The organism is Arthrobacter sp. ERGS1:01 (assembly GCF_001281315.1).
GTDB lineage: Bacteria > Actinomycetota > Actinomycetes > Actinomycetales > Micrococcaceae > Specibacter.
This window is the reverse complement of sequence record NZ_CP012479.1, coordinates 3,868,763-3,881,614: the sequence shown is the minus strand read 5'-3', so window position 1 is coordinate 3,881,614 and position 12,852 is coordinate 3,868,763. Positions and strand designations below refer to the sequence as shown.

General features: G+C 64.6%; 11 protein-coding genes and 1 pseudogene. 4 read left to right on the top strand and 8 right to left on the bottom strand.

Annotated elements, in window-relative coordinates; translation table 11 throughout:
* Nucleotides 1-6 precede the first annotated feature (6 nt).
* Complete coding sequence (locus tag AL755_RS21455) at nt 7-300, top strand: MoaD/ThiS family protein (protein ID WP_237762575.1); 294 nt, start codon at nt 7-9, stop codon at nt 298-300.
* Between the two features lie 180 nt (nt 301-480).
* On the opposite strand, the gene AL755_RS21450 is transcribed toward AL755_RS21455, so the two are convergent.
* The 4 genes and pseudogenes from AL755_RS21450 to AL755_RS21435 all read right to left on the bottom strand — a co-directional run bounded on the left by AL755_RS21450 (nt 481) and on the right by AL755_RS21435 (nt 4,707).
* The gene (locus tag AL755_RS21450) at nt 481-1,512 is read right to left on the bottom strand and encodes an NAD(P)-dependent alcohol dehydrogenase (protein ID WP_054012753.1); all 1,032 of its coding nucleotides are present in this window, start codon (nt 1,510-1,512) and stop codon (nt 481-483) included.
* Between the two features lies 1 nt (nt 1,513).
* A pseudogene (locus AL755_RS21445) lies at nt 1,514-2,300 on the bottom strand (carbohydrate ABC transporter permease).
* A gap of 89 nt (nt 2,301-2,389) precedes the next feature.
* Nucleotides 2,390-3,337 carry a carbohydrate ABC transporter permease gene (locus AL755_RS21440; RefSeq protein ID WP_054012752.1) on the bottom strand — a complete coding sequence of 316 codons (948 nt, stop codon included), beginning with the start codon at nt 3,335-3,337 and terminating at the stop codon, nt 2,390-2,392.
* Complete coding sequence (locus AL755_RS21435) at nt 3,337-4,707, bottom strand: ABC transporter substrate-binding protein (protein WP_054012751.1); 1,371 nt, start codon at nt 4,705-4,707, stop codon at nt 3,337-3,339. Before AL755_RS21435 ends, AL755_RS21440 begins: the two co-directional genes overlap by 1 nt.
* A gap of 125 nt (nt 4,708-4,832) precedes the next feature.
* On the opposite strand from AL755_RS21435, the gene AL755_RS21430 reads away from it, so the two are divergent.
* The gene (locus AL755_RS21430; RefSeq protein WP_237762574.1) at nt 4,833-5,777 is read left to right on the top strand and encodes a sugar-binding transcriptional regulator; all 945 of its coding nucleotides are present in this window, start codon (nt 4,833-4,835) and stop codon (nt 5,775-5,777) included.
* Between the two features lie 46 nt (nt 5,778-5,823).
* Here AL755_RS21430 and AL755_RS21425 read toward each other — a convergent pair whose 3' ends face one another.
* The 4 genes from AL755_RS21425 to AL755_RS21410 form a co-directional block, all read right to left on the bottom strand.
* Nucleotides 5,824-6,726 carry a hypothetical protein gene (locus AL755_RS21425; RefSeq protein ID WP_054012749.1) on the bottom strand — a complete coding sequence of 301 codons (903 nt, stop codon included), beginning with the start codon at nt 6,724-6,726 and terminating at the stop codon, nt 5,824-5,826.
* A 70-nt stretch (nt 6,727-6,796) separates the two neighbouring features.
* A complete protein-coding gene (locus tag AL755_RS21420) occupies nt 6,797-7,909 on the bottom strand; it encodes a hypothetical protein (RefSeq protein WP_054012748.1) in 1,113 nt (370 codons plus the stop codon).
* A 361-nt stretch (nt 7,910-8,270) separates the two neighbouring features.
* Nucleotides 8,271-8,699, bottom strand: a complete 429-nt coding sequence (locus tag AL755_RS21415) for a hypothetical protein (RefSeq protein ID WP_054012747.1) — start codon at nt 8,697-8,699, stop codon at nt 8,271-8,273.
* A 336-nt stretch (nt 8,700-9,035) separates the two neighbouring features.
* Nucleotides 9,036-10,508 carry a mannitol dehydrogenase family protein gene (locus tag AL755_RS21410; RefSeq protein ID WP_054012746.1) on the bottom strand — a complete coding sequence of 491 codons (1,473 nt, stop codon included), beginning with the start codon at nt 10,506-10,508 and terminating at the stop codon, nt 9,036-9,038.
* A gap of 149 nt (nt 10,509-10,657) precedes the next feature.
* Here AL755_RS21410 and AL755_RS21405 point away from each other — a divergent pair, with 149 nt between their 5' ends.
* Entirely contained in the window at nt 10,658-12,406 is a 1,749-nt protein-coding gene (locus tag AL755_RS21405) for a pyruvate dehydrogenase (RefSeq protein ID WP_054012745.1), read from the top strand.
* 43 nt (nt 12,407-12,449) lie between these two features.
* The gene (locus tag AL755_RS21400) at nt 12,450-12,836 is read left to right on the top strand and encodes a DUF1304 domain-containing protein (protein ID WP_054012744.1); all 387 of its coding nucleotides are present in this window, start codon (nt 12,450-12,452) and stop codon (nt 12,834-12,836) included.
* Nucleotides 12,837-12,852: the final 16 nt, after the last annotated feature.

Here is a 12,852-nt window from a genome sequence, read left to right as displayed (position 1 = left end):
CATCCGGTGGCCGGCGAGGTGAACGTGCTGATCCCCAGCCTGCTCCGCCCCCTGGTGGGCGGCCGCGAGGAATTGGCGCTCGAGGTGGACGAACAGGGCGCCACGGTGGCGGAACTGCTCGACGCCATTGGGGCCGCGCACCCCGTCTTCAACCGCCGGGTGCGCGATGAGACCGGTGCGTTGCGGCGCTTCGTGAACATTTACCTCGACGGCGACGACGTGCGCCGCAAGGACGGGCTGAAAACCCGCGTGGCCGCCGGCCAGGAGGTTTTGGTCATCCAGTCCGTCGCCGGCGGCTAGACGCCGTATCACTTTTGGTCCACTTCCAGCGGACGCGGTATCACCTTCGGTCGGGTTCCAGTCAACGCGGTATCACCTCTGAGCCTTGGCCATTCGGAGGTGATACGGCGTCGGCGGAAAAGCCGCCAAAGGTGATACGGCGTCAGCCGAAAGGCAACCAAAAGTGATACGGCGTCGGGGCTAGGGGCGGACCATGGCCTTCAGTGCGCCCGGGTTGGCGCCCGCCGTGAGTGCCGCCTCGACGTCGGAAAGCCCGTGCGTCGAGGTGACGAGCCCGTCCAGGTCGATGCTGCCCGAGGCGGCCAGCGCAATGGCGGTGGGCCAGGTATTCGCGTACCGGAATGTACCGGTGATCACGAGTTCGCGTCCCTGCAGCAGCGGAACCGGCAGCGCGATCGTGTCCGCGCCCATGCCCACCAACACGCAGCGACCCCGCGGGGCCAGCCGTGCCAGCCCGCCCAGGATGGCGGCTTCGGCGCCCGTGGCGTCAATGAACACGTCGAAGGCCGGTTCCACGGGCGGCTGGTTACCCGCCGTGAAAGTATGCGCAGCGCCGTACTTCTTTGCGACCTCCAGCCGTTCGGCCCGCACATCCGTCAGTGTCACGGTGGCGCCGGCCAGCTGCGCCACCTTGGCGATGAGCAGGCCGATGGGCCCCGCGCCGGCCACCAGCACGGCGTCGCCGATCCGGATCTGGCCTGCAGACCTTGCGGCCAGGGCCACGCTGAGCGGCTCCAACAGCGCGGCTGCGTCGTCGGACACCGAATCCGGAACCGGGTGGCAGAACGCGGCCGGGTGCACGGCGTATTCGGAAAACACGCCGTCAATGGGCGGGGTGGCGAAGAACCGCACCCCGGGATCAAGGTTGTAGCAGCCCGCCAAGGTCTGGGGCGAGAGCGGATCCGGGATGCCCGGCTCCAGCGAGACGCGCTGGCCCACGGAACGGTTGGCAACGCCGTCGCCCAGGGCAACGACGACGCCGGCCGGCTCGTGGCCCAACACCAGGGGGGAGTCCACCACGTACGGGCCGATGCGGCCCTCCGTGAAGTAATGGGTGTCGGAGCCGCATACGCCCACGGACGTGATTCGCACCAGCACCTCGCCGGGGCCGGGCGCCGGGATGGGCCGCTGTTCCGTGCGCAGCTCGCCGCGGCGCACCAGCACGGAAGCGGTCATGGATTCGGGCAGGGAGCCTGCAATCTGGTTGGTCAATTTACTTCACCGCACCCATCGACAGTCCGCGCACCAGCTGCTTTTGTGCGGCCCACCCGGCGATGACCACCGGCAGGGATGCCAGCACCGAGGCGGCGGACAGCTTCGCCAGGAACAGGCCCTCGCTGGTCATCTGGGACACCAGGAACACCGGTACCGTGGCGGCATTGGCGGCCGTCAGGTTCAGGGCGAAGAAGAACTCGTTCCAGGCAAAGATCACGCAGATCAACGCGGTGGCGGCCAGGCCGGGGTGACCATGGGGATCAGGATGGTGCGCAGGGTCTTGATGAGCCCGGCCCCGTCCATGGCGGCAGCCTCCAGTACCTCGCCGGGCACTTCCTGGAAGAAGGAGCGCATCATCCACACCGCGATGGGCAGGTTCATGGCCGTGTACAGCACCACGAGCGTCCAAATGTTGTCCAGCACCTTCAGCTGGCCGGCGATGACGTAGATCGGCATGATCACGGCCACCACGGGCAGCATTTTCGTGGAGATGAAGAAGAACAGCACGTCCTGGGTCTTCTTCACGGGACGGATGCTCACGGCGTAGGCGGCCGGCACGGCCAGGATGATCACGAAGATCGTCGAAACGCCGGTGGCGATGAGCGAGTTCAGGAAGTACGTGCCGGCGCCGTTGGCGAGCACGGCCTGGAACTGTTCCAGCGTGGGGGTGAAGAAGAATACCGGCGGGTTGGAGGCGGCGGCCGATTCCGGCTTGAACGCCGTCATGACCAGCCAGATCACGGGGCGAAGAAGATGAACGCGACAATCCACGTCACGGTGGTGATGCTGGAACCGGTGAACCGGCGTCGTGCCTCCCGGGACTTGCGCTCGGGGAGAGGGTGGTTTTGGGGGATTTCAGGGTGATGGTCACGGCTTAGTCCTTTGCGTCAAAGCTGCGGAAGATCAGGCGCAGGGCGAACGTGGCGATGATGATGGTGGCGATGACCACCACGACACCCATCGCTGCCGCCTGGCCAATATCGAAGCCCAGGAAGGCCCGCTGGTAGATGTAGAAGGGCAGGTTGGCGCTGGCGGTTCCGGGGCCGCCGGCCGTCATGAGGTAGATCTGGTCGAAGGTGTTGACCACGTAGATGGTGCCCAGCAGGACGCCGAGTTCAATGTAGCGGCGCAGTTGGGGCAGGGTGACCCAGAGGAACGTCTTGGTCCAGCCGGCGCCGTCGATCTGGGCGGCCTCCAGCACATCCTTGGGCTGGGATTGCAGCCCGGCCAGTACCAGCAGCATGGTGAACGGGGTCCACTGCCACACGAGGGCCATGAGGATGGAGACGATGGGGTGAGACGCCGTCCAATCGACCGGCGGGATCCCCACCAGGGAGATCACCCAGTTCAGCAGGCCAAAGCTGGGATTCAGCATGGACACGCTCCACAGGGTTGCCCCGGCCACCGGCATGATCAGGAACGGCGTGATGAGCATGGTGCGCACGATGCCCTGGCCGCGGAACTTGCGGTCCAGCAGGAGGGCGAAGATGATGCCCAGCACCATCGCCAGGAAAACGCAGCCGAGCGTGATGACGATGCTGTTGATGGCGGAGCTGCGGAAGGTGGAGTCCAGGAAGATGTCGGCATAGTTGGCCAGGCCGGTGAACTTGTTGGCGTCGGGGCGCAGCAGGTTCCAGTTGCGCAGCGAGTACCAAATGGTCACCAGGAACGGCAGCTGGGTGACGAGGATCGTGAACACCAGCGCCGGCAGCAGCGGGCCGCGGCGCCGCCAGCCTTCGGCCCGGGAGATCCCGGATTCCGGCCGGCCGGTCTTTAGCTTGTGTTGTTTGAGTTGGTGCCGGTCAACCAAGTTGGTAGCCATCACTTCTCTCCTTCTTGGTAGGACTGGGCCACGGGTTGTGCGTATTGCTGTGCCTGCTCCAGCGCCTGGTCAACGGTTTTTTGCCCGGCAATCGCGGCGGAAACCTGCTGGCTCACGCGGGTGCCGAGGTCTTGGAATTCCGGGATGCCCACGAATTGCAGCCCGGGGTAGGGGACGGGATTGACCATGCTGGTGTTCTGCGTGGCGCTGTACATGGCGTCGAGGGTGGGCTTGGCGTAGGCCTTTGCGACGTCGGCGTATTCGGGGATCTCATAGGTGGACTTGCGGCTGCCCGGGGGAACCCGCTCCCAGCCGATCTTGTTGCCCACCAGCTTGATGTAGTCCTTGTTGGTCATCCAGGAAACGAAGTCCCAGGCGGCGTCCTTGTGCTTGCTGGTGCTGGGGATGGCCAGCGACCAGCTGTACAGCCAGCCGGCGGCCTTCGTGTCCTTGACGGGAGCCGGGGCATAGCCGGACTTCCCGGCCACCAGGGAGGACGCCGGGTCCTCAATGCTGGAGACCATGGCCGTGGCGTCGTACCACATGGCCGCCTTGCCCTGGCTGTAACGGTTGATGCAGTCGCCGTAACCGCTCGTGGCGGCACCCGGCTGGCCGGCGTCGTGCAACAGGCTCACATAATCGGTGACGGCGGCCTTCACCTGCGGGCTGTCCAGCTTGGCGTTCCAGTCCTTGTCGAACCACTGGCCACCGTAGGTGTTGATGACGGTGTCCAGGGGTGCCATGACCTCGCCCCAGCCGGCCAGGCCGCGCAGGCAGATGCCGGCGAAGTCGTTGGCGGGGTCGTTGAGCTTGCGGGCAATCTCGCCGATCTGCGCCCAGGTCGGGTGGTCCGGCATGGTGATGCCCGCCTGTTTGAACAGGTCCTCCCGGTACACCAGGAACGACGATTCGCCGTAGAAGGGCACCGAGTACAGGTGGCCCTTGTAGCTCAGGGCGTCCTTGATGGTGGGGATGAAATCGGCGGTGTCATAGCCCGCGGTGGCGTCGGCCTGCGGCTGCAGATCGTCGATCCAGCCATTCTTGGCCCACATCTCGGTCTCGTAGTTGGAAATCATGACGACGTCGAACTCGCCGCCGCCGGTTGCCACGGAGGCGGTGATCTTGGCGCGGGCCTCATTTTCCGGCAACGTCACGAACTTCACGTTGACGTTGGGGTGCTTGGCCTTGAAATCATCCTGCAGGGAGATGGCGTCCTTCATCTGCGGGTTGGCCACGATCGCCACCACGATGGTGTCCTTGGCCGGGCCGGCCGGCGAACAACCCGACAGGCCCAGGGCGGCCACTGCGCCCAACGCCAGGGATGACAGGACGGTGCGGCGGGGCAGGGGTTGAATTGGGGGGAACTTCATTGGTCACTCTCAATCTTCTTGCTCATTTGAGAACACGATCACGCTCATTTGTTAAGTGACTCTAGTCATATATACTCATTTGAGCAAGACCAATAGCTCATATGTCACAGAGAGAAGGCTTCGGAGTGTCCGATCCAACGCATGAGGAACTGCTGGCAGACATTGGCCAGGCCTACTATCTGGACAACCGTTCCAAGGTTGAAATTGCCACCGACCACGGCATTTCACGCTTCCAGGTGGCGCGACTGCTCGACGAAGCCCGGGCCGAGGGCATAGTCCATATTGAGATCCGCCACCCCAACAAGGGCGTGGATGTTGATGCCGTGGCGCTCGCCGCCGCCCTGGGCGTCAGCCGCGTGGTGGTGGTCAAGACCGTGCCCGACGAGTTCCAGCAGCGGGACCTGCAGGCACGAGCCGCGGCCGATGAGCTTATGCGCGAGGCCCGTGCAGGCATGACCGTTGGCATTTCCTGGTCGCGGACCCTTGATCTGGCCGCCCGGCATGTGGATCAACTGCCGACCTGCAATGTGGTCCAGCTGGCTGGTGCGCTTCCCGTGCCCGGCGGCGGCAACCCCCTAGAGCTCGTGCAGCGCCTGGGCCGGGTGGCGCAGGGCAAGACCTGGCCCATGTGGGCGCCCCTGGTGGTGGACAGCGCCGCGACGGCCAACGGATTGCGCCGCCAGCCCGAAATTGCCGACGCCATGCGCATGGCCGATTCGCTCGACCTGGCAGTGGTGGCGATCGGCGCGTGGGGGCCCAACCTCTCCACCGTCTGGGATCGGGTGGACAATGCGGTCCGGCAGGACGGCCTCAACCACGGCGCCGTGGCCGAATGCTCCGGCCGGCTCATCACCGCCGACGGCCATCCCGTGAAATCGGAGTTGGACCCGCGCATCCTTTCCGTCACCGTTCCCCAACTGCGCCGCACCCCGCGCGTCATCGCCGTCGCCCAGGGCTCCGCCCGGGCCGAGGCCGTGCGCGCCTGCATTGCCGCGGACATCGTGCACACCCTGGTGCTCGACGAGGAACTGGCCGTAGCGCTTCGGGGCAGGGAAAAGCTGGCCGGCTAAGCGTCGCCGGCCAGCTTATTCGGGGGCCTTGAGTGGTCCGTACTCTTTATTTGCTGAGGAGGTATTCGAGCTCGTCGGGGAGCATCATGGCGAGCTCGCCGTCGACGACCTCGGTAATGGGCTGCACCGGTCCGCCGTTCCACCAGTAGAGGTGGGGGCTGAGCGCGTGCGGCATGTCGTCATACTGTGCCCGGGTCACCTGGGTCATGAAGAACAGGTCCTTCACGCTGGTGTCGTCATTGATGATGTGCAGGTTCATGGCGGATGCGGAGGGGACGGTCATGAGGATTCCCTTGGGACCGGCCGTCAGCTCGAGGGCGTCGAGGAGGGCGGCCGGGTAGGCCAGCCAGGAGGACTGGAAGATCGACTCGCTCATGATGCCCAGGAATGAGGCGCCGTCGGCGTCGGTGGCCTGTTGGGGCGTGCCGGTTCCCTCGGCGAGCAAGTTGGCAAAGGCCGTCTCCCACGCCTGGTCTTCGCCGACGCGCTCCACGTGGTCGTCCCGCAGGTAATTGACGGTTTCTTCGCCGTCGTAGGCCATCACGAGGGGAAGCAGGCCAACCCATCGGGTGTACTTGTAGTGGCGTTCGCCTTCTTCCTCGGTGATCTTGGCCGGGTCGATGATCGTTGCCACGGTCTTGGTGAGCAGCTCATCGGTGGGCATGTCGTCGAGAATGGACCGGGCGGTTTTGGCGGTCATCCGGGCGAAGTAGTCCTCGATCATGTCCTTCCATTCCCGCTCGGGCGCCTTGGGCAGCGTCCGGGCAATGGTTTCCAGGCCGAACATCCGGCCGTCGGAGAGCGTGACGTGGTCATCGGCGAGTTCGATGGCGTGACCCACGCCGGTCAGCGTCTCGGCGCAGATGCTGCGCATCTTTTCCCCCTGCTGCAGTGTGAGCTGCGGGAAGGTTGCGTCGAGTTCCTTGGGTTTCTTGCGGAAAAATGCCATGAGGTTGTTTCCTTACTACTTGTTGTGAATTGCAGATGGGGGGCCGGAACGGATCGTGGCCCCAAGAGCGTCAGGCGGGGTACGGGGTGGCGAGTTCCCGTGGGATCCAAGGCTCAGAGGAATCCGGGAGAAGTGCCGTGAGCTGGTCCCGGTCCACGGGTTTTTCGGCTAAGACATGGAACAGGTGGTCGCCGTGCTGTTCGCGGTGTCCTGTGAGATAGGGCGACACGATATCGAGCTGATCAGGACCGAACCACGTCCAGGACTGTGGGTAGGGAACGAATCCTTTCCATTCGCCACCGTGGATTGGCCAAATCTCCTTTTCGGCCCCGGGCAGCCGATCGCAGCTTCGAGAAACCCATTCGTAGTTCCGCAACACCTCCACCGAGGCAAAGTTGCTGTTGGAATTCAGTGCGAATGCGACGAAGAATCTCCGCAAGCTCTCCAGCCAGTTCGGATCGGACAGTGCGGCGCCGTCGAGATAGAGGCTTGTTTGCCCGACAGGCTTGTTGCGCTGGGGACCAGGCATTGATCCCCACGCGATCGGGTAATCGCAGTTGAAATACAGGGTGCTTAGAGGGTTCTCCCGCCACACGTCAGTGAATGCCTGGTCGCCGTCCCGCTCCAGGTTCCCTTGGGGTGGCTCGTAAGGGCCGAAACGCTTAGGCAACGCCTCTGGCAGGTATCTCCGCGCCAAGGAAACATATTTACCAGGCAGATCTTCTGGGACTTCACTCATGAGTGTGTAGAAGTTGACAGTCACGAGCTCGGTTGGCCGGGCCACCTCGCGGGGTCGGGCAACGCGACTGCCCTTTGCCTTGGGCCAAACCCCGTCAGTTTGTTCATCCAACATGGCCCCCTTGACCGCTTTGGCAAGTTTCCGCGCAAAACGGGCAGCGTGTGGAATCGACGCCTCTTCGCTCCCCTCGACGAGCACCTGATACATGGCCTTGGCACCAATGATCGAGGCTGTGATCTCTTCGGGGACGTCTTCGGCCTCCACCTCAAACGGGCCGTCAATCGTGAAACAGTATGCGCGGCGCGCGCCCCGGACCACCATCAGCGACTCGGCATCGCTGGCAACTGAGCCATCGACGTCGAACCCGGCGGTGCTGCGCACCAGCGCCAGCAGTTCCTCAAAGCCCAAAGGGGCAGCGGCGTAGACGGACAGGTCGTAAGACATGGGAAATACCTTTGTGGTTTCTTCAAAAGTGAAGATGCAGCCGGGATGCGGCGCGAATTATTGTGGGCTCTGCATGAGGAGAGCGCTGGGAGGGGAATGCGGCATCTACTCCGCTGTTCCCCCAACAGCGTGACCCTCGGGAGTTAACGGTACCCGCCATACCCGTGGCGTTACCAATTTTGGCCGTCGGCAAACGCCGTATCAGCTTTGGTTCCTTTTGCAGGAACCCCGTATCACTTCTGGTCGGCATTTCCGGAACGCGGTATCACCCTGAATGGCTGTCTCGCCAAAGGTGATACCGCGTGCGTAAAAAGCGCGCCAAAGGTGATACCGGGTCTATTGCGCGGGGCGCCGAGTGCGCCTACGCCCGGGTGGTCGCGGCGAACAACTTGCGCAGCGTGAAGAAGCACCCCAGGGCGCCGAAGAGCAGGGCACTGAGAATGCTTGTGGTGTATTCCTGCCAGAGTTCGCTGTTGTTGGCGAGGTTCTCGCCAAAGATGCTCCAGCTGTCCCCATCAACCAACGCCTCGAGCGGACTTCCGCCAAACTGGTGGACCATGTCGAGCCACATGCCGCCAAGGAACGCCAGCACCAAGGTCACGACGGTGACTACGAGAATTGCCCAGGCGCCGCGCCGGCTCGGGTTGCCGGCACCTATTGCGTACAACTTTGCAGCCGCGGCGGCCACAGCCCACGCGACCACGGAGGCGACTACGCCAAGATTCCAAATCACCAACCACAAGATGATGCCCAACGGGATGGCTGCGGCGGCAAAGATGGCGCCACGCACTACATCCTCCTGCGGTCGCGACGCGGGGTCGGGACCTATTGCAGGCAGTGGAATGAAATTGGCGTGATCCGGCCCTGGATATTCGGTCATGATGGTGTCCCCCTAATAATGCAACTGCGAAATGATCAACATAAAGTGTCCCATGCCTGGCGTGGCCCAACAGTAACTACGGGATTCATGTCCGCCACGAGGCGCGAATTGGTGGGGGCTCTGCTCGAGGAGATCACGGGGAGGGGACTGCGGCATCTACTCCGCCGTTCCCCCAAATGCGTGACGCTTAGGGGTTGGCGGTACCTTCCAGACCCCCGCTTTCGCCCAGTCGCGCCGCGACGTGCACTATGCCGCCAGCTCGGCCACGGCCGCCCGGGCGCCCTTCTCGTGCAGGGTCGCCAGGGTGCGCAGATAGGCCTCGGTGAAGCGCGGGTTGTCCACCAGCCCGCCAAAGACGTCGCGGTTGCGCAGGAACGCGAGCTTGTCCCCGCGCTGCTGTGCGGCCGCCGCCATGAGCGGCTCCTTGAGCGCGTCAACCACTTGGATCGGGGCGCCGGATTCGTCAGTCCCCTCGGCGTACCGCGCCCAGGAGGCGACGATGCCGGCGGAACGGGCGACGTCGCCGTCGTTCTCCAAATTCAGCCAAATGACCGGCACCAGCCACTTGGGGATGCGGTCCGAGCTCTCCGCGCACAGCCGGGCCAGCGTGTCGCGGACGTATTCGTTGGCGAAGCGCTCCAGCAGGGTGCGCTTGTACGCCGGCAGGTCGACTCCGGGCAGCGGGGCCAGCGTGGGCGTGCCTTCCTGGTCCATGTAGTCGAGCAGGAACTTGGCGAATAGCGGGTCCTGGGCCACCTCGTGCGCATACCGGTAGCCGGCCAGGTAGCCGAAGTAGCAAAGCGCCTGGTGGCTGGCATTGAGCAGGCGCAGCTTCATCAGCTCGTACGGTTCCACGTCCGCCACGAGCTGCACGCCGGCATCCTCCAGCGCGGGCCGGCCTAGGGTGAAGTGATCCTCCAGGACCCACTGGGTGAACGGCTCACACACCACCGGCCACTGGTCCGCCACGCCAAAGTCCGCGGCGATCGCTTCCCTGTCCGCATCCGTGGTGACGGGCGTGATCCGGTCCACCATGGAGTTCGGGAACGGCACGTTGCCCCGCACCCAGGCGCCCAGTTCGGGGTCCTTCAGCTCGGCAAACGCGGTGAACATCCTCTTTGCCACGTCGCCGTTGCCTTGGATGTTGTCGCAGGACATGACCGTGAACGGCTCAATGCCGCGGGCACGACGCCGGGCCAGGGCCTCGGTGACCAGGCCAAAGGTGGTGCGCGGGGTTGCGTTGGGTGCAAGGTCGCGGACCACGTCGGGGTTTCCGGCGTCGAACTCGCCGGAGACGTGGTGGAAGTTGTAGCCGCCCTCGGTCACGGTCAGCGACACGATCCGGGTGGCGGGGGAGGCCATCTTTTCAATCACGGCCTCCGGATCCTCCGGGGCAAAAAGGTACTCGGTCATGGAGCCGATGACTCGTGCCTCGCGGGTGCCGTCGGGGTGCTTGAGTACCAGCGTGTACAGGCAGTCCTGCGCGGCCATGACCTGCGCCATCTTCTCGTCGTGGGGCAGCACGCCGACACCGCAAATGCCCCAGTCCAGCCCCTGCCCGGCGTTCATGAGCCGGTCCAGGTACATGGCCTGGTGGGCCCGGTGGAAGCCGCCCACGCCAAAATGCACGATTCCCGTGGTGACCTTGCTGCGGTCGTAACCGGGGACGGCAACGTTCCCGGGCAGGTGGGCCAGGTTCTCGGCATTGAGTTGCGGCATTGCATGCTCCTAGGTCAAGGGACTTTTCGATATCGTATCAAATGAGCATTAACGCGATGCTCATTTGAGCGGAATGATTTGTCGGGCCACGGGACTATATTGATTTTGAGAGCATGTCCCCGGATCACCCAACCGCAGGAGTGTCACGTATGGCCAAGGAACTTGCCACCCAACTCATCGAACAATTGCAGTCCGCGGGAGTGCGGCGCATCTACGGGATCGTCGGCGACAGCCTGAACCCGATCGTGGACGCCGTGCGGAAAACCGGGGGGTCCAGCAACGGCGGAATCGACTGGATCCACGTCCGTCACGAGGAGGCCGCCGCGTTCGCCGCCGGGGCCGAGGCCCAGCTGACCGGCGAGCTGGCGGTATGCGCGGGCTCTTGCGGCCCCGGAAACCTGCACCTGATGAACGGCCTCTACGACGCAAACCGCAGCGGCGCACCTGTGCTGGCCATCGCCTCCCATATCCCCAGCAAACAGATCGGCAGCGGCTTCTTTCAGGAAACCCACCCCGACCGCCTGTTTGAGGAGTGCTCGGTGTACTCGGAGCTGGTCAGCACCTCCGAACAGGCTCCGCGCGTGCTGCACAACGCGATTGCCCATGCCGTGGGGCTGCGCGGCGTGGCCGTGGTGACGCTCCCCGGCGACGTGGCGAGCCTGCCGGCGTCGGCGCCGTCGCCCATGCAACGCCCGGTGCGTCCCGCAGCCCTGGTGCCCGACCCCGAAAGCGTCAAGGAACTTGCCGCCGCCATCAACGGGGCCGACAAGGTGGCCATTTTTGCCGGTGCCGGGGTGCAGGGCGCCCATGACGAGGTGGTGGCCCTGGCCGAAAAGCTCAAGGCGCCCATTGGGCACAGCCTGCGCGGGAAGGACTTCATCCAGTACGGCAACCCCTACGACATTGGCATGACGGGCCTGCTGGGTTACGGGGCCGCCGCGGAAGGAATCCAGGACGCGGACCTCCTGATCCTGCTTGGCACCGACTTCCCTTACGACCAGTTCCTGCCCGGCACCCGCACCGCGCAGGTGGACAGGGCGCCGGAGCACCTGGGTCGCCGCACGGATGTGGATATCGCCGTCCACGGCGACGTGCTGCCCACCTTGAACGCGCTCATGCCGCTGGTGGCAGCCAAGAAGAACACGAAGTTCCTGGACGCCATCTTGAAAAAGCATGACCGGCTCATGAACAAGGCCGTCGGCGCCTACACGCGCAAGGCCGATAAATTGGTGCCCATCCACCCGGAGTATGCGGCATCCCTGCTCGATGAGATTGCCGCCGACGACGCCATCTTCACCGCCGACACCGGCATGTGCAACGTCTGGACGGCCCGCTACATCAACCCGCTCGGCACGCGCCGGCTCATCGGCTCCTACCTCCACGGCTCCATGGCCAATGCGCTGCCGCAGGCCATCGGCGCGCAATCGTCCTTCCCCGACCGGCAGGTCATTTCCGTCTCCGGCGACGGCGGCCTGTCCATGCTGATGGGCGAACTGGTCACCGCGGCCGCACACAAGCTGCCCCTGAACGTGGTGGTGTTCAACAACTCCACCCTGGGCATGGTGAAGCTGGAAATGCTGGTGGACGGTCTGCCCGACTTTGGCGTGGACGTGCCCGACGCTAACTACGCCGCCGTCGCCGCCGCGCTGGGCTTCCACTCCGTGCGGGTCACCGATCCGGCCAAAATAGCCGATGCCTACCGGGCCGCGTTTGCCCACAACGGCCCGTCGCTGGTGGAACTGATCACCGACCCGCAGGCCTTGTCGATCCCGCCCAAGCTCAAGGGCGGGCAGGTGCTGGGCTTTGCCACCGCCATGTCTAAGATTGTGCTGAACAAGGGCGCCGGGGAGGCCGTCAGCATGGCCCGCAGCAACCTGCGCAACATTCCCCGCGGCTAGCCCGCCCTGATCCACCGAATCCCGACGCTCCGAAGGAGACTCGATGCTTACTGCAGCCCTGGTCCTGGCCGGTCTGGCCGCCCTGCTCCACATCTACATCTTTGTGCTGGAATCCGTGCGCTGGACGGACCCGGCCACCCGCAAAACCTTCGGCACCACCGCCGAGGAGGCCTCCGCGACCAAGGAAATGGCCTTCAACCAGGGGTTTTACAACCTGTTCCTGGCATTGATGGCGGTAGCCGGCATCATCGCCGCGGCCGCCGGGCACCACGGCGTTGGCGCAGCACTCATCCTGGCCGGCTGCGGTTCCATGCTGGCCGCTGGACTGGTGCTGCTCATTTCCTCACCGTCCAAGGCGCGCGCGGCCCTGACCCAGCTCACGTTCCCGCTGATCGCCGTCGTTCTGGTGCTGGTCTCACTGGCGGTCTAGGAAATAGTCGCGGCGG